Origin of the sequence: Microbacterium salitolerans (assembly GCF_019720895.1) — a bacterium.
Taxonomy (GTDB): Bacteria; Actinomycetota; Actinomycetes; order Actinomycetales; family Microbacteriaceae; genus Microbacterium.
Genome location: NZ_JAHKSH010000008.1, coordinates 19,219 through 41,451, shown reverse-complemented (window position 1 = coordinate 41,451; position 22,233 = coordinate 19,219). Strand labels below are relative to the sequence as shown.

General features: G+C 69.3%; 20 protein-coding genes and 1 tRNA gene. 3 read left to right on the top strand and 18 right to left on the bottom strand.

The features are described 5' to 3' along the window. Window positions 1-2: 2 nt before the first annotated feature. The 7 genes from tmk to KOL93_RS15660 form a co-directional block, all read right to left on the bottom strand. Complete coding sequence (gene tmk, locus KOL93_RS15690; protein WP_221586361.1) at window positions 3-632, bottom strand: dTMP kinase; 630 nt, start codon at window positions 630-632, stop codon at window positions 3-5. Beyond that, the gene (topA, locus tag KOL93_RS15685; RefSeq protein ID WP_221586360.1) at window positions 632-3,472 is read right to left on the bottom strand and encodes a type I DNA topoisomerase; all 2,841 of its coding nucleotides are present in this window, start codon (window positions 3,470-3,472) and stop codon (window positions 632-634) included. Before topA ends, tmk begins: the two co-directional genes overlap by 1 nt. 82 nt (window positions 3,473-3,554) lie before the next feature. Further along, on the bottom strand, window positions 3,555-3,905 hold the full coding sequence (locus KOL93_RS15680) for a hypothetical protein (RefSeq protein WP_221586359.1): 351 nt from the start codon (window positions 3,903-3,905) through the stop codon (window positions 3,555-3,557). Beyond that, window positions 3,905-4,246 (bottom strand): TadE family type IV pilus minor pilin, encoded by a 342-nt coding sequence (locus tag KOL93_RS15675; protein ID WP_221586358.1) that lies wholly within the window; start codon window positions 4,244-4,246, stop codon window positions 3,905-3,907. The genes KOL93_RS15680 and KOL93_RS15675 overlap by 1 nt, the downstream gene beginning before the upstream one ends. Continuing rightward, a complete protein-coding gene (locus KOL93_RS15670; protein WP_221586357.1) occupies window positions 4,243-4,407 on the bottom strand; it encodes a DUF4244 domain-containing protein in 165 nt (54 codons plus the stop codon). Before KOL93_RS15670 ends, KOL93_RS15675 begins: the two co-directional genes overlap by 4 nt. Window positions 4,408-4,450: 43 nt before the next feature. Further along, on the bottom strand, window positions 4,451-5,380 hold the full coding sequence (locus tag KOL93_RS15665) for a type II secretion system F family protein (protein ID WP_221586356.1): 930 nt from the start codon (window positions 5,378-5,380) through the stop codon (window positions 4,451-4,453). Then, window positions 5,371-6,381, bottom strand: a complete 1,011-nt coding sequence (locus tag KOL93_RS15660) for a TadA family conjugal transfer-associated ATPase (protein ID WP_221586355.1) — start codon at window positions 6,379-6,381, stop codon at window positions 5,371-5,373. The genes KOL93_RS15665 and KOL93_RS15660 overlap by 10 nt, the downstream gene beginning before the upstream one ends. A 245-nt stretch (window positions 6,382-6,626) precedes the next feature. On the opposite strand from KOL93_RS15660, the gene acs reads away from it, so the two are divergent. Beyond that, window positions 6,627-8,594: an acetate--CoA ligase gene (gene acs / locus KOL93_RS15655; RefSeq protein ID WP_221586354.1), complete on the top strand. Its 1,968-nt coding sequence runs from the start codon at window positions 6,627-6,629 to the stop codon at window positions 8,592-8,594. A 64-nt stretch (window positions 8,595-8,658) separates the two neighbouring features. On the opposite strand, the gene KOL93_RS15650 is transcribed toward acs, so the two are convergent. After that, window positions 8,659-9,120, bottom strand: a complete 462-nt coding sequence (locus KOL93_RS15650; RefSeq protein WP_221586353.1) for a RidA family protein — start codon at window positions 9,118-9,120, stop codon at window positions 8,659-8,661. Next, on the bottom strand, window positions 9,117-9,335 hold the full coding sequence (locus KOL93_RS15645; protein ID WP_221586352.1) for a DUF4177 domain-containing protein: 219 nt from the start codon (window positions 9,333-9,335) through the stop codon (window positions 9,117-9,119). Before KOL93_RS15645 ends, KOL93_RS15650 begins: the two co-directional genes overlap by 4 nt. A gap of 103 nt (window positions 9,336-9,438) precedes the next feature. Here KOL93_RS15645 and KOL93_RS15640 point away from each other — a divergent pair, with 103 nt between their 5' ends. Then, window positions 9,439-12,093 carry a transglycosylase domain-containing protein gene (locus KOL93_RS15640; RefSeq protein ID WP_221586351.1) on the top strand — a complete coding sequence of 885 codons (2,655 nt, stop codon included), beginning with the start codon at window positions 9,439-9,441 and terminating at the stop codon, window positions 12,091-12,093. Next, window positions 12,093-13,010, top strand: a complete 918-nt coding sequence (locus tag KOL93_RS15635) for a metallophosphoesterase (RefSeq protein WP_221586350.1) — start codon at window positions 12,093-12,095, stop codon at window positions 13,008-13,010. Before KOL93_RS15640 ends, KOL93_RS15635 begins: the two co-directional genes overlap by 1 nt. 19 nt (window positions 13,011-13,029) lie before the next feature. On the opposite strand, the gene KOL93_RS15630 is transcribed toward KOL93_RS15635, so the two are convergent. The 9 genes from KOL93_RS15630 to KOL93_RS15590 all read right to left on the bottom strand — a co-directional run bounded on the left by KOL93_RS15630 (window position 13,030) and on the right by KOL93_RS15590 (window position 22,170). Further along, window positions 13,030-15,000, bottom strand: coding sequence for an outer membrane protein assembly factor BamB family protein (locus KOL93_RS15630; protein WP_221586349.1), 1,971 nt, complete (start codon window positions 14,998-15,000; stop codon window positions 13,030-13,032). 114 nt (window positions 15,001-15,114) lie between these two features. Next, window positions 15,115-15,714 carry a GTP pyrophosphokinase gene (locus tag KOL93_RS15625; RefSeq protein WP_221586348.1) on the bottom strand — a complete coding sequence of 200 codons (600 nt, stop codon included), beginning with the start codon at window positions 15,712-15,714 and terminating at the stop codon, window positions 15,115-15,117. 103 nt (window positions 15,715-15,817) lie between these two features. Beyond that, the gene (locus KOL93_RS15620) at window positions 15,818-16,954 is read right to left on the bottom strand and encodes a mandelate racemase/muconate lactonizing enzyme family protein (protein ID WP_221586347.1); all 1,137 of its coding nucleotides are present in this window, start codon (window positions 16,952-16,954) and stop codon (window positions 15,818-15,820) included. Then, window positions 16,951-17,859, bottom strand: coding sequence for a dihydrodipicolinate synthase family protein (locus KOL93_RS15615; RefSeq protein ID WP_221586346.1), 909 nt, complete (start codon window positions 17,857-17,859; stop codon window positions 16,951-16,953). The genes KOL93_RS15620 and KOL93_RS15615 overlap by 4 nt, the downstream gene beginning before the upstream one ends. Then, window positions 17,846-19,201 carry an MFS transporter gene (locus KOL93_RS15610; RefSeq protein WP_221586345.1) on the bottom strand — a complete coding sequence of 452 codons (1,356 nt, stop codon included), beginning with the start codon at window positions 19,199-19,201 and terminating at the stop codon, window positions 17,846-17,848. Before KOL93_RS15610 ends, KOL93_RS15615 begins: the two co-directional genes overlap by 14 nt. Window positions 19,202-19,292: 91 nt before the next feature. Continuing rightward, the gene (locus KOL93_RS15605; RefSeq protein WP_260406666.1) at window positions 19,293-19,937 is read right to left on the bottom strand and encodes a GntR family transcriptional regulator; all 645 of its coding nucleotides are present in this window, start codon (window positions 19,935-19,937) and stop codon (window positions 19,293-19,295) included. Window positions 19,938-20,078: 141 nt separating this feature from the next. Then, window positions 20,079-20,152, bottom strand: a tRNA-Pro gene (locus tag KOL93_RS15600). A gap of 71 nt (window positions 20,153-20,223) precedes the next feature. Continuing rightward, window positions 20,224-21,453 carry an alpha-hydroxy acid oxidase gene (locus KOL93_RS15595; RefSeq protein ID WP_221586343.1) on the bottom strand — a complete coding sequence of 410 codons (1,230 nt, stop codon included), beginning with the start codon at window positions 21,451-21,453 and terminating at the stop codon, window positions 20,224-20,226. 21 nt (window positions 21,454-21,474) lie between these two features. Further along, window positions 21,475-22,170: a FadR/GntR family transcriptional regulator gene (locus tag KOL93_RS15590; protein ID WP_221586342.1), complete on the bottom strand. Its 696-nt coding sequence runs from the start codon at window positions 22,168-22,170 to the stop codon at window positions 21,475-21,477. Window positions 22,171-22,233: the final 63 nt, after the last annotated feature.

The following is a 22,233-nucleotide window of genomic DNA, read 5'->3' as shown; positions in this document are numbered from 1 at the left end:
CGTCAGGATGACAGGCGATCCGTGACACGCGCGCGGATCGCGGCCGCGATCTCGTCGACGGGCCGCACCGCGTCGAGCACGAGGAACCGCTCGGGCTCGGCATCTGCCAGAGCGAGGTATCCGTCGCGCACGCGCGCATGGAACTCCGCCTTCTCGGCCTCGAGGCGATCGAACGGCTTGTCATCGGCGTCGAGGCGCTCGCGCGCGGCGGCGGGCTCGATGTCGAGCAGCACCGTCACATCCGGCAGGGCGCCCTCAGTCGCCCACAGAGAGAGCCGCCGCACCTCGTCGGGCCCGAGCGACCGCGCCGCCCCCTGATACGCGACGGACGAATCGAGGTAGCGGTCCTGGATGACGACCTCGCCGCGCTCGAGCGCCGGCGTCACAAGCGACGCGACGTGGTGCGATCGATCGGCCGCGAACAGCAGCGCCTCGGCCCGCGGGCCGATGTCGCCGCGGTGGTGCAGCACCAGCTCGCGAATGGTGCGTCCGACGTCGGTGCCGCCGGGCTCGCGCGTGCGCACGACCCGGTGACCGCGCCCCTCGAGATGCGCCCGCAGCAGTTCAGCCTGGGTCGTCTTGCCCGATCCGTCGCCGCCCTCGAAGGTGATCCAGAGCCCGCGCGCGGCCATCAGCTCTCGTCCGCGGCCTGTGCGGCCTTGGCCGCCTTGTTCGCCGCACGCGTGGCGGCGGCCTTCTTCGCCGCCTCGGACCGCGACGCCGAAGTCGCGGTCTTCTTCTTCGCCGTCGTCGCCTTCTTCGCGGGGGCCTTCTTCGCGGGGGTCTTCTTTGCGGGCGTCTTGCCCGTCGTGCGCTTCTTGGCCGGGCCCTTCGCGCGCTTGTCGACGAGCAGCTGCACGGCGCGGTCGAAGTCGATGTCCTCCACGTTCTCGCCGCGCGGAACGGTCGCGTTCGTCTCGCCGTCGGTGACGTAGGGGCCGAACCGGCCGTCGCGGATCTTGATCGCCTTGCCGCTCGTCGGGTCCTCCTTCTCGAACTCCTTGAGCGAGCTCGCTGCACGGCGCGCCCCGTACTTCGGCTTCTTGTAGACCTCGAGAGCGTCCTCGAGGGTGATGTCGAAGATCTGCTGCTCGGTCTCGAGCGACCGCGAATCGGCGCCCTTCTTGAGGTACGGACCGTAGCGGCCGTTCTGCGCCGTGATCGGCTCGCCGCTCTCGGGATCGTCGCCGACCGTGCGCGGCAGGTTCAGCAGCTGGAGCGCCGTGTCGAGCTCGATCGTCTCGGGAGACATGCTCTTGAACAGCGACGCACGACGCGGCTTCGGAGCGGCCTTCTTCTTCGTCGGCTTCTTCTTGGGCGCCTCATCGGAGACCTCGCCGGTGGCCGCGTCCGCCTCGTCGGGATCCACGGGATCCGTCTCCTCGAGATACGGGCCGAAGCGGCCGTCCTTGACGACGACGATCTTGCCGCTGTCGGGGTTCTCGCCGAGGACGCGGTTGCCGGCGACCGGGGCTTCGATGAGCTCCTGCACCTTCTCCTGCGTGAGCTCGTCGGGCGCGAGCTCCTCCGGCACGTTGATGGTGCGCGGCTTCGCGTCGGGCGCCTTCGGATCCGTCACCTCGAGGTACGGGCCGTACTTGCCGAAGCGCAGGATCGCCGTGTCGGTGATCTGCGTCGCGTTGAGCTCTCGCGCGTCGATCTCGCCGAGGTTGTCGACGATCGTGCGCAGGCCGGGGTGGCCATCGCCGCCGAAATAGAACGACTTCAGCCAGTCGGATCGATCGGCCTCGCCGCGCGCGATGCGGTCGAGGTCCTCCTCGAGCTCTGCCGTGAAGTCGTAGTCGACGAGGTCGCCGAAGTGCTGCTCGAGCAGTCGGATGACGCTGAAAGCGAGCCACGTCGGCACGAGCGCCTGGCCGCGCTTGGTCACGTAGCCGCGATCGAGGATCACTCCGATGATGCTCGCGAAGGTCGAGGGACGGCCGATGCCCTTCTCCTCGAGCGCCTTGACGAGGCTCGCCTCGGTGTAACGCGGCTTCGGGGAGGTGCTGTGGCCCTTGGCCTCGGCGTCCTTGACATCGAGCACGTCGCCGGCCGTGACCTGGGGCAGCTGCTGGTTCGCGTCTTCGTCCTTGTGGCGCTTCTCGTCCGCACCCTCTTCGTAGGCGTCGAGGAAGCCCTTGAACGTGTAGACCGTGCCGGAGGCCGTGAACTCGAGAGCCTTGCCCGCCACGTCGGCTGCGAGCGTGACCGTGGTCGTCTCGAGTTTCGCGTCGCTCATCTGGCTCGCGATCGTGCGCTTCCAGATGAGGTCGTACATGCGCTGCTCGTCGCGGCCGAGCTGTCCGGCGACGTCCTTGGGCGTGCGGAAGGTCTCACCCGAGGGACGGATCGCCTCGTGCGCCTCCTGCGCGTTCTTCGACTTCGACGCGTACATGCGCGGCTTCGCCGGGACGGCCCTGTCGCCGTACAGCCCGACCGCCTGCGACCGCGCGGCCTGCACCGCCTGGGCGCTGAGGTTGGTCGAGTCGGTGCGCATATAGGTGATGTATCCGCGCTCGTACAGGCTCTGGGCGACCGACATCGCGACCTTGGCCGTCATGCCGAGCTTGCGGCCGGCTTCCTGCTGCAGCGTCGAGGTCGTGAACGGCGCATACGGGCGGCGCGTTCCCGGCTTCGCCTCGACCTTCGCGACCGTCGCGGATCCCGCCTCGTCGATCGCGGTCGCGAGCTCGGACGCCGCCTTCTCGTCGAGGACGACGACGGCGCGCGTGAGCTGACCCTTGTCATCGAAGTCGCGCCCGGAGGCGAGAGGCGCCCCGTCGACGCGGGCGAGGCGGATCCGGAAGTCATCGGAGGACCGCTGGGCCATCGCGCCGATCGACCAGTAGTCGGCCGACACGAACGCCATGCGCTCGCGCTCGCGGTCGACGACCATGCGCGTCGCGGCGGACTGCACGCGGCCGGCGCTGAGCGCCTGACCGGAGGCGCCGGATCCGACCTTGCGCCAGAGAACCGGCGAAACATCCCAGCCGTAGAGCCGGTCGAGCACGCGGCGCGTCTCCTGCGCATCGACGAGGGACGTGTCGAGCTCGCGCGTCTCGTCGACGGCCTTCTGGATCGCGTCCTTCGTGATCTCGTGGAAGACCATGCGCTTGACAGGGACCTTGGGCTTCAGGGTCTCGAGCAGGTGCCACGCGATGGCCTCGCCCTCGCGGTCGCCATCAGTCGCGAGCACGAGTTCGCTCGCTCCCTTCAGTGCGCGCTTGAGCTCGCTGACGGTCTTCGTCTTGCGGTCGCTGACCACGTAGTACGGCACGAAGCCGCCCTCGATGTCGATCGAGTACTTGCCGTACGTCGCGCGATCCTTCTCGGGGATATCGCGCTTGCCCGCGAGATCGCGGATGTGACCCACCGAGCTCAGCACCTCGTAGTCGTCCCCGAGGTACCCCTGGATCGAGCGCATCTTGGTGGGCGACTCGACGATCACGAGCTTCTTGCCGTCTGCCAAAGGGGGCGTCCTTTCGTCGTTGCACACCATACACACCGTGGACGGGGCGCCGAGACCGGCGTCTCCACGCGAATCTCCGGGGTCACGAGGGCGGATCTTCGCGAGACGACGCACCATCGGGCGGCGGGCCGGCGCGGGCCGTCGCGACGACGGGGATTCCCGCGTAGTCGCCCGCGACCTCGATCGTGGCCGTTCGACCTGAGAGTTCGCACATCCGCACCGTCGCGCCCTGCGCGGTCGCCACCTCGCCGGCCCTCCCGCACGCGTCTCCCGTGGCGTAGCCGGCGAGGACGTCGGCCGCCGCGAAAGCCGCCGCGTCGGCGACCCCGCTGAGGCGCTGCGCCTCGACGGAGCCCGCGCCGACGGCGGCGAGCGCGAGCGCAAGCGCGGCGGCCGCGCCGATCGAGATGGCGCTGAATGCCGACGCACCCATCAGAGGCCCCCGGCGAGCGCACAGCTCGTCGCCGAGAGCGGCACCCGGGCGGATCCGACTCCCACCTCGATCGCGGCGCTGACGCAGATGAGATCCCCCTCGTCTGACAGGGAGGACGTCGCGCCGGCCACCGCATGCTCGATGACGGACGCGGCGCGGTCGGGCTCCCCGCGGGCGGCGAGCCGTGCCGCGTCCGCCGCGGCGTCCTGCAGGCGCACGTGCGTCGAGGAGGCCAGGAGCGCGCCGACGCCGAGCAGGATCACGAGGATGAGGGCGGGCAGGGCGACCGCGAACTCCGCAGAAGCGGAGCCGCGGTCGCCGAGCGGGTGTCGCGTGGTCACGGCACCTGCAGCGCCTTCTCGACGATGCCGCTGAGCAGCGACTGCACCTCGCCGGATCGCATGACGGCCACGAGCACTCCCGCGATCGCCACGGCGGCCATCGTCACGATCGCGTACTCGGCGGTCGAGGCCCCCTCTTCGTCGTTCCACAGGTCGGTCATGTGCGTGTCCTCTCTATATAGGGGTGTGTTGAAGCCCGCCGGGTCATCCGGCGAACGCGGGGATCGGAGTCGCGGTGATGACGCTGAGCAGCATCGGCGCGACGCCGAGAAGCAGGAAGGCAGGGAGGGTGCAGACGCCCATCGGCAGCAGCAGGCGCGTGCCGAGGCGGGCACCGCGCAGACGTCCGTCGGTGCGCGCCCGGTGCCGGGCATGGGCGGCCGATGCGCGCAGCAGCTCCACGGCCGGAACGCCTGCCTCCCGCGAGAGCGCGAGCACGCGATCGGCGTCGCCGGGCGCGCCGGTGACGGCGGCGGTCCATTCGTCGCATCGCGCCAGAACGTCGCGCGCCCGGCGCACCGAGACGCCGCCCGAGAGGGCGACGGCGAGCAGCTCCTCGTGCATGCCGGGGGTGCCCGGCGCGGGCTGGGCCGCGCGGACGAGTCGCCGTGTCCAGACGCGCGCGAGCACGATCAGCGCGAGCCCCAGGACGAGACACACGACGCCGATCGTGTTGCCCACCAGCACTCCGAGCGGGTCGAGCCCGAGGCCGATGCCGACGACGATGCCCAGGACGGGCAGCCACGTCATGAGTCGTGCGGAGGCGAGCGGCTCCGCGAGGGCGACGCGCACGTCGTCGCGCAGCTCGCCGGCGTCGCGCAGGGATCCGGCGATGGCCCGGAGCGTCTCGGCGAGCGGCGCCCCGACCGTCTCGGCCGTCTCCCACGCCGCCGCGACGTCTCCCCACGCGGTGTCGCCGGCGGATCCACGCGTCTCCGCGGCGATCGCGGGCACCAGGGCGGATCCGCTCTCGAACCGCTCCACGATGCGGCGCGCGATCGCGTCTCCGCTGTCGGCCAGGTGACGCCACGCGGCGACCGGGCTCGCCCCCGCGCTGAGCAGGACGGCGAGCGGGAGCAGCGTCGCGGCCGGATCCGCCGCCGGTGCGCCGCGACGCCGCCTGCTCACTCCCACGGCCGCACCTCCTCGATCTGCAGGCGTCCTCCGTCGATGCGCAGCTCTCCGGCAGCGGCGAGACGACGGGATCCGTCCGCGTCGCGCGACAGGTGGAGCACGACGTCGAAGGCGCTGGCGGCCTGGCGAGCGACCGCATGGTCGTCCCACCCGGCGAGCGCGCCGAGCGCTTCGAGCCGGGCGGGGACGTCGGCGAGGCTGTTGGCATGAAGCGTGCCGGCGCCCCCGTCGTGGCCGGTGTTGAGAGCGGTGAGGAGGTCGCGGATCTCCTCACCACGGCACTCCCCCACCACGATCCGGTCGGGCCGCATGCGGAGGCTCTCGCGCAGCAGCCGCGCGAGGCCGATCTCGCCCGCTCCCTCGCGGTTCGCCTGGCGCGCCTCCAGCGAGATGTGGTGGGGATGGTCGAGCCGGAGCTCTGCCACGTCCTCGATCGTGACGATGCGCTCCGAGCGCGGCGCGGATCCGAGCAGCGCCGACAGCAGGGTCGTCTTGCCGCACCCGGCGCCTCCGGTGATGAGCACGTTCGCCCGCTCGCGCACGAGCGCGCCGAGCCATCCACAGGTCTCCGGGGAGAAGGAGCCGCCCGCACGCAGGTCGTCGAGCCCGATCTGCGTGAGCCGCGGCACGCGCACCGAGATCGCCGTCCCCGCGGTCGCGACGGGTGCGAGCGCGACGTGCACGCGCACGCCGCCCGGGAGCCGCACATCGACCAGCGGCGAGTGGTCGTCCACGTGCCGCCCGCCACGCCCCACGAGCTCCGTCGCCAGATCGCGCACCTCGCGCTCCGAGGCCCGCCATTCGGGCACCCGGTGCGCCCCGGCGCCTCGATCGACGAAGAGTCCGGCCGATCCGTTCACGAACAGATCGGTCACGCGCTCGTCGGCGACGTACGGTGCGAGCGCGCCGAACACATCGTCGTGCGAGGCAGGCACGCCTGACGACGACGGTGCGGCGGGCCGCCGAGGGCCGCGGCGTTGGACGACGAAGGGTTCCGACATGCAGGCGACGCTAGGAATCGCGCCGCTCCCTCCGTACGGCCAGAGGGTCGGATCCTCAGATAACTCGGCCGGATCCGCGAATGTGGACACGCTGACCCCAGGCGACACGCCCACCCCACTTTCGGAGGTAGTCGCACCGGCGCGCGCGCCGTACCGTCGTCGTCAGGGCAGTGCCGCTCTGCGCACGACAGTTCCGCAGCCAGGTGGTCACGGCCCCACCCGTCCCCGTCGCAAAGGAGCGCACCATGTCCCAGCAGATCGACCACCTCCTCAACGAGGACCGTCGGTTCGCCCCCCGCCCCGAGTTCGCGGAGAATGCTGTCGCCGGGCCCGGCATCTACGACGCGGCGAAGGCCGACCGTCTGGGCTTCTGGGCCGAGCAGTCGCGCGAGCTGCTGCACTGGCACAAGCCGTTCACGAACGTTCTCGACTGGACGAGCCCGCCGTTCGCGAAGTGGTTCGACGACGGCCAGCTCAACGTCGCGTACAACTGCCTCGATCGACATGTCGAGGCGGGCAACGGCGACCGCGTCGCGATCCACTTCGAGGGAGAGCCGGGCGACTCGCGCTCGATCACGTACGCCGAGCTGACCGATGAGGTGAAGCGCGTCGCGAACGTGTTGCAGAGCTTCGGCGTCGGCCAGGGCGACCGCGTCGCGATCTACCTGCCGATGATCCCCGAGGCGATCGCCTCGCTGCTCGCCGTCGCTCGTCTCGGCGCGGCGCACTCGGTCGTCTTCGGCGGCTTCAGCGCCGACAGCCTGCGCGCGCGCATCGACGACGCCGGCGCGAAGGTCGTCATCACGGCCGACGGCGGCTATCGCAAGGGCAAGCCCTCGGCCCTCAAGCCCGCCGTCGACCAGGCGCTCTCCGATCGCGGCGAGGGCGAGCAGGCGACGGTCGAGAAGGTGCTCGTCGTGAAGCGCACCGAGCAGGACGTCGAGTGGACGGAGGGCCGGGACGTGTGGTGGAACGATGTCGTCCCCGACGCGTCCGCCGACCACGAGGCCGAGGCCTTCGACGCCGAGAACCCGCTCTTCATCCTCTACACCTCGGGCACCACCGGGAAGCCGAAGGGCATCCTCCACACCTCGGGCGGATACCTCACGCAGGCCGCGTTCACGCACCGGAACGTGTTCGACCTCCACCCGGAATCCGACGTGTACTGGTGCACGGCCGATATCGGGTGGATCACGGGCCACAGCTACGTCGCATACGGCCCGCTCGCGAACGGCGCGACGCAGGTGCTCTACGAGGGCACGCCCGACTTCCCGAACCCGGGTCGCTGGTGGGACGTGATCGAGAAGTACGGCGTCACGATCTTCTACACGGCGCCGACCGCCGTGCGCAGCTTCATGAAGCAGGGCCGCGAGATCCCGCAGCAGCGCGACCTGTCGAGCCTGCGCCTGCTGGGATCCGTCGGCGAGCCGATCAACCCCGAGGCGTGGATGTGGTTCCGCGATGTCATCGGCGGCAGCGTCTCGCCCGTCGTCGACACGTGGTGGCAGACCGAGACGGGCGCCATCATGATCTCCGCCCTCCCCGGCGTGACCGAGACGAAGCCGGGATCCGCGCAGGTCGCCATGCCGGGCATCTCGATCGACGTGGTGGATGAGAAGGGCGAGGCGGTCGGCAACGACGCGGGCGGTCTGCTCGTCGTCACCGAGCCGTGGCCGAGCATGCTGCGCGGCATCTGGGGTGACCCGGATCGCTTCGTGGAGACGTACTGGAAGATGTTCCAGGACAAGGGCTACTACTTCGCGGGCGACGGTGCGCGCCTCGACGAGGACGGCGACATCTGGCTGCTGGGCCGTGTCGACGACGTCATGAACGTCTCGGGCCACCGCCTCTCGACGGCCGAGATCGAGTCGTCGCTCGTCGCGCACGAGGCCACGGCCGAAGCCGCCGTCGTGGGAGCGAACGACGAGACGACGGGACAGGCGGTCGTCGCGTTCGTGATCCTCAAGGAGAGCTTCCTCAAGGAGCACTCCGCCGAGGGCCTCGCGAACACGCTGCGCACGTGGGTCGGCGAACAGATCGGCCCGATCGCCCGCCCCCGCGACGTGTACATCGTCGGCGAGCTTCCGAAGACGCGCTCGGGGAAGATCATGCGCCGTCTGCTGCGCGACGTCGCCGAGGGCCGCGAGGTCGGCGATACCCAGACGCTCGCCGATACGGCGGTCATGAGCGTCATCAGCGCCCAGGTCAGGTAGGAGAACGAACGACGCGGCCCGGGATCCTCAGCGAGGGTCCCGGGCCGCGTCGTTCGTCAGGGCGTCAGGCGAACGTGAAGGCCACCTCGACCTCGACGGGGGCGTCGAGCGGCAGGGCCGCGACGCCGACGGCCGAGCGGCTGTGCGCGCCGGCCTCGCCGAAGATCTCGCCGAGGATCTCGCTCGCGCCGTTGATGACGCCGGGCTGGCCCGTGAACGACGGGTCGGAGGCGACGAAGCCCGTGACCTTGAAGACGCCCGTCAGGCGGTCGACGTCGCCGATGGCGGCCGCCGCCGCCGCGACCGCGTTGAGCGCGCAGATGCGTGCGTGCTGCTGCGCGTCGCCGGCCGAGACGGATCCTCCGCCCACCTTGCCCGTGGCGGGGAGCTCGCCCGCCACGAACGGCAGCTGACCCGAGGTCCACACGAGGTCACCGTGGACCTTCGCCGGGATGTAGGAGGCGACCGGAGCCGCGACCGTCGGCAGCTCGATGCCCAGCTCGCCGAGGCGAGCCGAGATCGTCACTGCTGACCCTCGAACTGCTTCGCCGCCTCGGCCGCGGCACCGAGACCTGCATTCTGCTCGCCGGCGCCCGTCGGACGCTTCATGTAGGCGACGAGGCCGCCGTCGGCGTTCTGCACGATCTGCACGAGCTCCCAGCCCTGCTTGCCCCAGTTGTTGAGGATCGCCGCCGTGTTGTGGATCATCAGCGGTGTGGTCAGATACTCCCAGGTGGTCACGGGTTTTCTCCTGTGGGTGTGAGGTGTCGAAACACTGTGGATCGCGTCGAAGAACGGTATGCGCGCGCGACGGCTGGCAGGCATCTCGCCTACCATCAACCCTATGCCTCATGCGAAAAGGACGGCCAGCGGTGTGCTCGGCGGCTTCCTGGGACTCATCGGTCTCAGCGCCATCGCCGGCATTCTCGTGACCGCGACCGTGACCCCGGCCATCGCCGTCTCCGGCTACGCGGCCTCGAGCGCGATCTCGCTGTTCGACAGCCTCCCCGGGTACCTCGAGGTCGACCGGCCGATGGAGCCGACGACGATCTACGCGTCGACCACGGGCGATTCCGACGAGGACTACTACGAGCTCGCGTCGTTCTACGACCAGAACCGCGAGCCCGTCGAGTACGACGAGGTCTCCCCCCAGATCTACGATGCTGTGCTGTCGAGTGAGGACCCGCGCTTCTACGAGCACGGCGGCGTCGACCTGATCGGCACCTCGCGTGCCCTCATCAGCAACACCCTGAGCGAGAACACGCAGGGCGGATCCTCGATCAGCCAGCAGTACGTCAAGAACGTGCAGGTGCAGGCCTGCGAGCGCGAGGCGGAAGACGACGAAGAGCGCATCGAGTGCTACAACGAAGCGATCGACTCGACGGGAACCGACGGCTACAAGCGCAAGCTGCAGGAGATGCGCTACGCCATCACGATCGAGCAGGAGTACTCGAAGGAGGACATCCTTCTCGGCTACCTGAACCTCGCGAACTTCGGCGGAATCACCTACGGCATCGAGGCCGCCGCCCAGTACTACTTCGGCGTCTCGGCGAAGGATGTCAGCCTGTCGCAGGCGGCCACCCTCGCGGGCATGGTGCAGAATCCCAACACGTACCGCATCGACAGGCCCGAGGGCTCCACGACGAACTCGTCGGGCGATGCCGTCAACAGCAAGGAAGACGGCTACGCGCTCACGCTCGACCGACGCAACTACGTGCTCAACCGCATGCTCACCGAGGGCGTCATCACGCAGGAGGAGCACGACAAGGCGCGGGAAGAGGGCATCGAGCCGAACATCAGCCCCAGCCAGCAGGGCTGCGCCGCGGCCGCCGGCACCGCGTACTTCTGCGAGTACGTCAAGAACACGATCCTCTACGACGACCGCTACGACGCCGCATTTGGCGACACCCTCGAAGAGCGCAGCGACCTGCTGACGCGCGGTGGACTCGAGGTCTACACGACGCTCGACAACGACCTGCAGTGGCAGGCGCAGCAGACGATGCAGAACCATGTGCCGTCCGAGGTGGAGGGCCTGGACCTCGGCGGCGCGACGGTCCAGCTCGACCCGAAGACCGGGAACGTCCTCTCGATGGCGCAGAACACGCGCTTCAACGAGACCGAGAGCTCCGGGCCCGACGAGTCGGCCCTCATCTACGCGGCCGACTCGCAGCACGGCGGCGGAAGCGGGTTCTCGGCGGGTTCGACCTACAAGATGTTCACGATCATCGACTGGCTCGAGAACGGCCGCAGTGCGAACGAGGTGCTCGACGGCCGCGCCGGACAGACCCTGCCCTTCACCTGCAACGGGGCACCGGCCGCGAGCTACACCACCCAGCGCACCGACAACTTCGCGGGCGCGGGCGGTCAGGTCGACACCGTGCGTGATTTCACGGGCCTGTCGCTCAACACCGGCTTCTACGCCATGGCATCGCAGCTCGACATCTGCGAGATCCACGAGGTGGCCGCCCGCATGGGCGTCACGCTCGGCGACGGCAAGCCCCTCACCGGGATGAGCGGCTATGACGGCGCCTTCAGCATCGTCGGATCTGCCAACATCGCTCCGATCGACATCGCCTCCGCCTACGCGACGGTGGCGAACGGCGGCGTGCGGTGCGAGCCGACAGCGATCCTGGGCGTCACCGATGCCGGGGGCGACGAGCTCGAGATGCCCGATGAGCAGTGCGAGCAGGTGCTCGATGCGAACATCGCTGCGACGACCGCCTTTACGATGTCGCGGGTCATGGAGGGGGGCCAGACCGGATCCAGCGCGAACGTCGGCGACGGCATCGCCACGTTCGGCAAGACAGGTACTCACCAGTGGATCCAGTCGTGGATGGTGCAGTCGACGACGAATGTCGCCACGGCCGCGTGGATCGGCAACGCCACGGGCGGTGACCCCACACGCGAAGGTGGTCAGGGTGACCTCTTCAGCAACTGGGCGCCGAACGGGTCCCGTCTCTCTGATCTCCGCTACGTGGTGTCCCGGGAGAACCAGGCCGCGGCGAACGCCAAGTACGGCGGCGAGGCCTTCCCCGAGCCCGACTCGAACCTCACTCAGGTCGTCGAGAAGGACGTCCCGAACGTGGCAGGCATGTCGCCCGATGACGCGATCGCGACACTCCAGGCTGAAGGCTTCCGCGGAGTCGTCGGATCCGAGGGCCCGGGTGAGCAGGACAAGGGCCGCGTCGAGAGCACGGACCCCTCGGGCACCGCGCCGGCGGGCAGCCTCATCACGCTGAACATCTCCGATGGCAAGGGCGTGGTGACTGTTCCGGATGTGACAGGAATGTCAGCCGCGGACGCTGCCTCCGAGATCTTCAGCGAGGGGCTTCGTGCCGAACTGTCGTGTAAGCAGGCGAAGGACGTCGACGGCCGACGTGTGACGCATACGGAGCCAAGCGCCGGGTCGCAGGTTTCAGATGAGGCCACAGTCAAGGTCTTCTACGAAGCCACGAAGTGCGGCCTCAAGGGCCGCGAGAACGACGGGGACGACGACTGATGCCCGCGCGCCGCAGCGCGCTCACCGCTCTCAGCGCGGTGGGCGCGCTCGGCGCCGCGTGCGCGGTGTGGGGCATCGGCATCGAGCGCTACCGCTTCACGGTGCGCCATCACACGGTGCGCGTGCTCGACCCCGGCTCCGCGCCCATCCGGATCCTGCACCTCAGCGACATGCACCTCGCACCGTGGCAGAGGCGCAAGCGCGAGTGGGTCGCGAATCTCGCGTCGCTGCGCCCGGATCTCATCATCGACACGGGCGACAACTTCGGACACCCCGACGCGCTCGGCGCGATCCGCGGTGCTCTCACCCCGTTCGCGGGAACGCCGGGCGTGCACGTGCACGGATCCAACGACTATTGGGCGCCGAAGCCCCGCAATCCGTTCCGGTACATCATCGGGCCGTCGCTGCAGCCGCCGTCCGTCCCCCGTCTCGATACAGAGGGGCTCGACGCGTTCTTCGAGGGCGAGCTCGGCTGGTTCGGGCTCGACAACGACTCCGTCGCGTTCGACGTCCGGGGACATCGTCTGCGTTTCCTCGGCACAGACGATCCGCACCTCGAGTACGAGGACTGGGACGCGCTCGACACGTCGCGCGAGACGCTCCCCGACGCCGAGCTGACGATCGGCGTCACGCACGCGCCCTATCGCCGCGTGCTCGACGATTTCATGGACCGCGGCGCCGACATGGTGTTCGCGGGGCATACCCACGGCGGCCAGGTGCGTGTCCCCGGCTTCGGCGCGCTCGTCGCCAACTGCGACCTGCCGCTGAACCAGACCCGCGGCCTCTCGACGTGGTCGCACGGCGGCCGTGAGATCCCGCTCAACGTGAGCGCGGGCCTCGGCCACTCGATCTACGCGCCGGTCCGCTTCGCGTGCCCGCCCGAGGTCTCGCTCATCACGCTCGCGCCGCGGCGCTGACGGCTGCCGGCCCGCATCCTCACCCCAGGCGCGTGACCTCGGTCCCGTCCTCGGTGTCGGCGATCGTGTAGATGTGACCGCCCAGCAGCGCCCAGTCGTCGCTGAGCTGCCAGACCGGATCCGGCTCGTCCTGCGCCAGCGCCGTCAGCCCTCCACCGCGCGCAACGGCGTAGATCATCTCGTCGCCGAGGCGCACGCTCGCGCCGCCCTGCTCCTGGGCGACATCGCTTTCGAGTTCGGGCAGCGTCGCCGCGACGGCGTCCGTCCGCTCTCCCGTCTCGACATCGACCCAGCGCAGCTCCCCCGTCTGCTCCTCGGAGATCAGCAGACGCCCGGCATCGCCCGCCACGGGGCGCCAACCGGCGCTCCCCGCCGCGGTCCAGACCACGGATCCGTCCGCGACGCGGGAGACCCCGGCGTCGCCCGTCAGATACAGCTCGTCTCCGATGATCGTCGGGCGATCCGTCGTCTCGACGGACCACTCGGCGTCCCCCGTCTGCGGGTCGAGGCCGCGGACGACACCGTGCTCGGCGACGACGATCTCCTCCCCGCGTTTGGGCGCGATGACACCATTCGCGCGGGGATCCTGCTCGGCGTCGAGCACACTCTCCACGACGTAGCCAGCTCCTGACGTCCAGTCGAGGACGTCGCCCTCCGCCGCATCGATGAGCACGTCGCCGCCGTCGCCCATCGCCGCGACGACGCCGTCGGCGATCGGCGACAGGTGCGCAGGGGCGGCGATCGGAGCTTCCCACAGCGTGCCCGCCGCGTAGTCGCTCGGGTCGTACGCCGTGACACGGGGATCACCCGTGCGCGAGACGAGCACCGCATCCCCGCGAGTGTCGACGTCGACGATCGCCCCCGTCAGCGAGACGCGCGAGAGGGTCTCGCCGGTCGCGACATCGATCGTCGCGAGCCCCGTCGTCACCGAGTCGGCGTGGGTGCCCGAGGGGGCCGCGCCCTGCGCGTGGCCCGTCGTCCAGACCACGACCTGATCGGATCCGTTCATCGCCGCCTGCCACGTGTCACCCGCGAGATAGCCGTCGACGACCCCTGCGACGTCGATCGCCCAGCGCTCCTCGCCGGACTCGCCGTCGATCAGCGCCAGCCGCGGCTCGTCATCCACCGCGGACATGTCCGCGGGCAGGGAGTATCCGTGCCAGTCGCCGTTCGTCGCATCCAGCCATCCTTCGAATGCGCCCGCGCGGGCGGTCGTCACCTCCCCCGCCTCGTAGGCGGCGGGCTCGGCTCCCCCGAACTGACTCGGGTGGTAGTCGCGCTCCGCGACGAACGCCAGCGGATCGGATCCGCTGATCAGGCTCTGCTCGTACTCGGCGTACGCCGCGAGGTACTCCTGCGCGGCGTCCCAGCCCGCCTCGTAGTCGCGCCCGACGCCGTCATACCATGCGATGTCCGCGCCCTCCGCCGCCCCGGGCTGGTCGGCGATCCAGGACGCCTGATCGAATGAGGTGCCGACCAGCGCGTCCTCGCCCGCGGCCTCGATCCAGACGTCGTGGTGGGCGGGGCGCGGAACGTCGACGGTCCACGTGCTGGTCGGGTCCTCGGTGATGTCCTGCACGAGATCCGCCTGCGTGTCGGTCGCGGTGAGAACGGGCAGAGCGAATGCGCCGGCGACGGCCACGACGGCGGCCGCACCGACGCCGACTCCGATCAGCAGGCGTCGCGGACGGCGTCGCCGCAGCGACGGCGCCGGCTCGACGTGGACCTGTTCGGGAGCGGCGGGCACCTCCGGCGCCAGGCGCTCCCGTGTGTCGATGAGTTCCTCGGGCATGTCGCGCAAGACGGGAAGCGACGACGTCTGCGTACCGTTGGCGTCCTCGCGCGCGAACGCATGATCCGCGTGCGCGTCGGCGTACTCTCTCTGCTGAACGGCGTCGAGGGGGATCCCCTGCTCCGCCGCCCATCGCGCGTACCAGTCGGCGTAGTGCTGATGGAGCTGCCGGTAGCGCTCGGACCCGCGTGCGGGCATTCTGATCCCTCCCTCGCGCGCGCCGAAGGGGGAGGTCGCGCGCGCGACCCCTCAGTCTGTCAAGGACACGCCCGAGACGGCCATGGGGAGAACTGCCCGTGTCCGCCGGGTGCGTCAGTCCTCGAGCTCGCGCCTGATGGCGTCGAGGTTGCGATCGGCCTGCTCGAGGAGCGCCGCCGTAAGCGCGAAACGGCGGTTGATCTCGGGGTTCGGCGGCTCGCTCTGGGGCTTGTACCGGAAGTCGTGCTCGACCTCGGCCCACACGTGCTCGAGCATCGTGCGGATCTGCACCTCGACGGGGAGCCCCGCCGGGAAGTCGGCGAACACTCCCTGCCCGCGTGTGCGCCCGACGAACTGCACGCTCCGGTATCCGAAGCTCTCGTCGCCGAGCAGATCGCCCTTATCGATGTACGACTCCTCGACCACCTCGAACAGGCGTCGCGTCATCTTCTCGACCTGCGCGAGATCGCTGCGGAAGAACGCCATGACGCGCACGCCGACCATGTCGAGGACGGGCTTCGTCGGATCCCTGCGGACCTTCTCCTCGAAGGAGCCGCGCTTCTTCACTCGGGCCTCGACACGGAAGTAAGGCACGCCCCACTGACGCAGGTGCAGGGGGATCTCCTGCTCCAGCGCCTCGCGCAGCCCGCGGTACTCGACGAGGGAGCGGTCGTAGGCGCGCAGCGCGTCCTTGACCTCGGCCTCGATATCCATGGAAACAAGGGTAGGCGCAGAAGGTGAGGTCAGCCGGAGCCACGCGAAGAGCTGGCCGCGGTGCCCGAATCCAGCGACGCTTCCGCTCTCTGGGCGTCGGCTGTCACATCCATGCCGTGGACCCGTCCCTTCGCACCGGCACACGGCGCTCCCAGTGCACCCAGTCGTCGTTCGCCAGCGCCGTCTCGTCGATCTCGATGCCCCACCCTGGCCGGTCCGGCCGCAATTCGATGTGTCCGTCGACGGGGATGTAGGGATCATGACACCAAGCCACATCGTCTGGCTTGTACTCGAGAATCGAAAAGTTCCACGTGGCCGCCGCGAAATGCACGTTCGCCGCCGTGGCGAGCGGCCCGAGCGGATTGTGCGGCGCCACGGGGACATCGTGTGCTTCCGCGAGCGCCGCGATCTTGCGCATCTGAGTGAGTCCGCCGACGACGCAGATATCCGGCTGGATGATGTCGGCCCCCTGGACCGACAGCAGACCGAGGAACTCGTTCGGCGAGTAGAGAGATTCTCCGGTCGCGAGCGGAACAGCGAGCTCGCTGCGGATCCGTCCCCAGGCAGGCAGATACTCGGGACGGAGGGGCTCCTCGAGGAAGAGAGGCTCGTGGGGTGCGAGCGCGGCCGCGAGGTCGACGGCTTGCCTCGGTTCCCACAGGCACGCATGCGCGTCGAACGCGAACTCCCATTCTGCTGGGTGCGTGGCGCGGATCTCTCCGAACCAGTCGCCGAGTTCCCGCGCCACGAGGCCGAAGCGTGACCGGTGCAGGTTGCGTCGATAGGGACTCAGCTTGAACGCGTCCACTCCGAGACTCTCGTGGAGGCCGGCAGTGGTGTCGACGAGCTGGTCGACGTCTGGGGCCGAATAGAGGCCGGCGTAGACGCGCACTCGATCACGGACACGTCCGCCGAGCAGCTGGTAGACGGGAACGCCGACCGCCTTCGCGGCGATGTCCCAGAGCGCGTGGTCGACGGCGGCGATCGCGGCGAGTCCGAGCGCCCCCTGCGGAAAGCGCGCGGATTGATGGAGAAGCTGGTTCACGAAGGCGACTCGGGTGGCGTCGATGCCCGCGATCTGCGCGGCGAGATACTCGACAATCGCCGGGTATGCGAGATCGGGTCCATGGTTGTAGATCTCGGCCCACCCATCGATGCCGTCGTCCGTCGTGACGCGCAGCAGCACGCGCGGTCGGTCGCCGACCCGCTGCAGGTAGGTGGTGACGCGTTCGATGATCATGCGCTCGCCTTCCAGCTCGCCAGGATGGTGGAGACCTCGCGCCGGTCGTCTTCCGAAAGCACCGTGCTCGGCGGACGAACCGACCGGTCGCAGAGGCCGAGCTGATGCATGGCCTCCTTGACGACCGAGACGTTGTCTGCGCTTCGGTCGCGTGCGCGCAGCTGCTCGAAGCGGTGGATGGTCGACCAGGTGGCTTCGACCGTCTCCGTATCGCGCCCACGCAGGGCATCGAGGAGAACCAACGGGATGTCGGTGGTCACGTTCACCAGGCCGGAGGTGAAAGCGCGCGCACCGGCTTGCCATGCCGAAGGTGCGTACGATTCGGCGAGGCCGGCGATCCACAGCACATCGACCGCGGCCTCGGTCACCGTCTCGGCGAACGTCACCGGGTCGGGCACCGAGTACTTCACACCAACGACGTTGGGGGCTCTCTCGACGAGCTGCGCGAGATCCGCTCCTCGAATCGCCGGCGAGCTCACATACGGCAGCACCGCGACCCCGGGGACGGAACACGCGATGTCCGAGACGTAGTCGATCCACCCGGTCCGTGACATGTAGGGCACGACGGGCTGGTGGACCATGATCGCGTGCGCGCCGAGGTCCGCCGCCGCGGCGGCCTCCGCCTTCGCCGACGCGAGATCGAGCCCGACCCCCACGATCATCACCGCGCGGTCGCCGCCGGCATCGATCACCGTGCGCATCACCTCGGCTCGCTCGCGGGGAGACAGTGCATAGAACTCACCGGTGTTGCCGTTGGGCGTGAGCGCGGTCATACCGCCGGCAACCAGCCGATCGGTGAGCTCGGCCGCACGGGCGAGGTCGACAGATCCGTCTCGTGCGTACGGGACGACGGGGATCCCGACGACCGTGCGAAGGCGCTCGGCCGTCTCTTCAGACGTTGTCATGGTGCTCCGTTCTGACGTCCGCGGGGTCCGTCCCCTCGGAGATGGCCACAATCGGCTTGATGCGCACCCAGAAGCCGTAGATCGCGGCACTCACGAGGCAGCTGATCGCGGCGAAGACGAGCGGGCCCTGGTACGAGCCGCCCGAGAAGGTGAGGAAGATGCCGATCGCGATCGGACTGATGAGATTGCCGAGCTGCGAGCCGAAGTTCTGGAACCCGGCGAGCGAACCGACCTGCTCGGGCGAGCGCGACACCTCCGCCGGCAGGCTCAGGATGGCGGCCCCCGCGAAGGAGTGAGCCGCGCTCGAGACCGTGAGGATCACCATGAGAACGACGTTGCTCTCGACGAAGGGGCTGAAGCCGATGCACGCGCTGAGCACAAGCCCGGCGATGATCGGCACCTTGCGAGCCACGTTCGGCGACAGGCCGGAGGCGAGCATCCGATCGGACACGATCCCGCCGAGCACCGTCGACCCGATCCCGATGACCGCCGGGAGCGCCCCGACCATGCCGAACTCAGCTTCGGTGAAACCCCGCGCGTTCAGCAGGTAGCTCGGGTACCAGGTGAGAAAGAAGGCCCCCGCAAGTGAGCGGAAGACATAGCCGAACATGAGCGCCCACACCTGATTGTCGCGCAGGAGGTCGCGCCACCGCGGAGCGTCTCCGGCGGCCATGACCATCTCGGCCTGGTCAGAGCGAATGTATGCGAGCTCTTCAGCGTTGACGAAGCGATGGTTCTCCGGCGCGCGGTAGACGGCAAGCCAGCCCACGATCCAGAGCAGACCGACCGCGCCGATGACGACGAACGCCCACCGCCACCCGGCGAACACGGCGATCGCGGTGACGACCGGGATCGACAGCGCCGATCCGATCTGCTGCCCCATATCGAACAGACTGGAGGCGAAGGCCCGCTCGCGGCGCGGGAACCATTTCGAGACGACCTTGACGTTCGCGGGTTGCACCGGGGCCTCGCCGATCCCCAGACCGAGGCGGAAGACGATCACACTGGTGACGCCGGTGGCAACTGCGGTCAGGGCGGTCCAGATCGACCACCAGCCGACCGCGATCGGATAGATGACACGCGGACCGAACTTGTCGAGCAGCCACCCCGATGGCAGCTGGAACAGGGCGTACGTCCAGAAGAACGACGAGAGGAGCACACCCTGCACGGCGGGGCTGACGTGGAACTCTTCAGACATGAACGGCAGCGCGACGCTGAGCGCAGCCCTATCGAGATAGGCGATCGTGAGACCGAGCGCTGAGAAGGCCACGATGGCCCAGCGCATCTGGCTTCGGCGGGCACGCGCGGCGATGCGCGCCCCAGAATTTGTACGATGAAGCATCGTTGCTCCTTGAGTGACGTGTGCTCCGAAGTGAGCACGGTTCCAGAGGTGCGGTCCGGGATCTTGGCGGTGAACGGGCCGCACCTCGCTGTCAGGTAGTCGCTCCTCCCTGGCGAAGCCGTTCGAGGAAGCCGGCAATGTGCCGACGGGTCAGCTCGGCGGCGCGGTCGGCGTCGGCCGCCTCGACCGCGGCGAGGATGCGGTCGTGCTCATCTGCTTCGCCGCGCCAGCTGGGGTCACGTGACCAGGTGCCGACTGCCGCGAGAGCAGTCTGGTCGCGCAGCCCCTCCAGGATCCCGGTGAGGACGGCGTTGTGTGCACCCGCCCAGAGCGACGCATGGAAGGCACGATTCGCAAGACTTCGAGTGGGCGCGTCCGATGCGAGCTGCGCCTCCTCGAGCGCTGTCCGGGCACGCGCCGAGTCGACGCCACGGGCGACGCTCCGGCGCACAGCCTCAGGCTCAAGGAGCAGCCGTGTCTCGTAGATCGCGATCGCGTCAGCTTGGCTGAGCGATCGGACGCGGACGCCGATGTACGGCTGCACGACGACGAGACCGCTCGTCTCGAGCGTCTTGAGCGCCTCGCGCACCGGCGTCTTCGACATCGCGAGCTCGTGAGCGAGCTCCGATTCCACGAGAGCTTCACCCGGGGCGAACTGACCGCTGAGGATGCGCTGCTTGATCGTCTGGAGAGCGAACTCCGTCCGAGAGGGCGGGGAGGCGGGAAAGGCAGGCATCGTGGACACGTCGTACATCATATATGAGAGGAGGGGCGATGGCACCCCTCCCGCCTGAGCGGATCGCACGCCCCGCAGTTCTCGGGCCCCGGACACGAAAAGAGGGCCCAGCCGAAACGGCTGGGCCCTCTGATGCTGATGTCGGGGTGACAGGATTTGAACCTGCGACCTCGTCGTCCCGAACGACGCGCGCTACCAAGCTGCGCCACACCCCGTGGCAACCAGATAAGTCTAGCCGATCCGGATACCACCGTCGAACCGAGGTCGGCCCGCGCGCGTCGCGCTCCTACGCCACAGGCACGAGCCGGGCGAGCTGCGTGACGTGGCGCGGCTCGAGCTCCTCGATCGACGAGACGCCGAGCAGCGCCATCGTGCGACGCACCTCGCTGCCGAGGATCTCGATCGTGCGATCGACACCCTCGCGCCCACCGGCCATGAGGCCGTACAGGTAGGCGCGGCCGATGAGAGTGAACTTCGCGCCGAGGGCCATCGAGGCGACGATGTCCTGCCCGTTCATGATGCCGGTGTCGACCATGACCGTCGCGTCCTGGCCGACCTCCTTCACGACCTTCGGCAGCAGGCGGAACGGGATCGGGGCACGGTCGAGCTGGCGGCCGCCGTGGTTCGAGAGGATGATGCCGTCGACGCCGAGGTCGATGAGCTTGACCGCGTCGGGGACGTTCTGCACGCCCTTCACGACGATCTTGCCGGGCCACATCTCGCGGATCGTCGCGAGGTCGTCGTAGCCGATCGTCGGATCCATCGCCGAGTTGAGCAGGTCGCCCACGGTGCCGCCCGTCGACGACAGCGACGCGAACTCGAGCTTCGGGGTGGTGAGGAAGTCGATCCACCACCACGGCCGCGGGATCGCGTTGGCGATCGTGCCGAGCGACAGCTGCGGCGGGATCGAGAACCCGTTGCGGGCGTCGCGCATGCGGTTGCCGGCGATCGGGGTGTCGACCGTGAACTGCAGCGTGTCGAAGCCCGCCTGGGCGGCGCGTTCGACGAGGCCGTAGGAGATGTCGCGGTCGCGCATCACGTACAGCTGGAACCAGTTGCGCCCGTTCGGGTTGGCCTTCTTGACGTCCTCGATCGACGTCGTGCCGAGCGTCGAGAGCGTGAAGGGGATCCCCGCGGCACCGGCCGCGCCCGCACCGGCGGTCTCGCCCTCGGTCTGCATGAGGCGCGTGAATCCGGTCGGTGCGATACCGAACGGGAGCGCAGAGGATCCGCCGAGGATCTCGGTCGTCGTGTCGACGTTCTCGGCCGGCGTGAGCACGTCGGGATGGAACTCGATGTCCTCGAACGCCTGTCGTGCGCGCTGGATCGACAGCTCGTAGTCGGCCGCGCCGTCGGTGTAGTCGAACGCCGCGGCGGGCGTGCGCCGCTTCGCGATGCTCCGCAGGTCGGAGATCGTCAGCGCCTTCTTCAGACGGGCGTCCTTGCCGAACTCGGGCATCTTGATCTTGAGGAACTCCAGCACGTCTGCCGGGTTCGGGATCTGTCGCTGAACCATGTGTGTCCTCTCGTCGAGCGTCTAGGAGCGGGCGCGCGTCTGCGCGTAGTACCCGCTGATGTGGTCGTGGATCCGGGAGCGCGCCCCGTCGGCGTCGCCGGCGTCGATCGCGTCGAGCACCGCGCGGTGCTCGCTCTGCAGTCGGTCGCGCGTGGCCGGCCAGTCGTCGATCTCGTGCGCGCCGTGGCGCACGTACGCCTCGATCGCCGCCCGCAGTCCCGTCATGATCGTGCCGAAGACGGCGTTGCCGGTGGCCTCCGCGAGGATCCCGTGGAAGCGCGCGTCGAGCGCGAGGAACTCGTCGGATGCGAGGGAGACGTCGTCCATCGCGTCGAGCAGGATCGCCGCCTCGTCGAGGTCGGGACGGACCGCCGCGAGCGACGACACGACGGCGGCCTCGATGACGAGGCGCGTCTCGACGACATCGTCGAAGTCGAAGGCCTGTGCCGCGGCCTGCAGCCCCAGCACCTGCGCGACGCCCGACCCGGCCGACGTGGTGATGACGGCCCCCGCACGCGGGCCGGATCCGGTCGCCGTGTGCAGTACGCCCATGACCTCGAGCACGCGCAGCGCCTCGCGCACACTCGAGCGCCCGACGCCCAGCTGCGTCGCGAGGTCGCGTTCGCCGGGAAGTCGAGCGCCGGGCCCGAGGGATCCATCGCGCAGCGAGCGCTCGACGTGCTCGAGAACGACGCGCCACGCCTTCGTCTCCGCCATCGTGCTCCCGCCTGAATATGTGGTCTGACCACAGTAGCGCGCCGCGATCGCGGACGACAATCG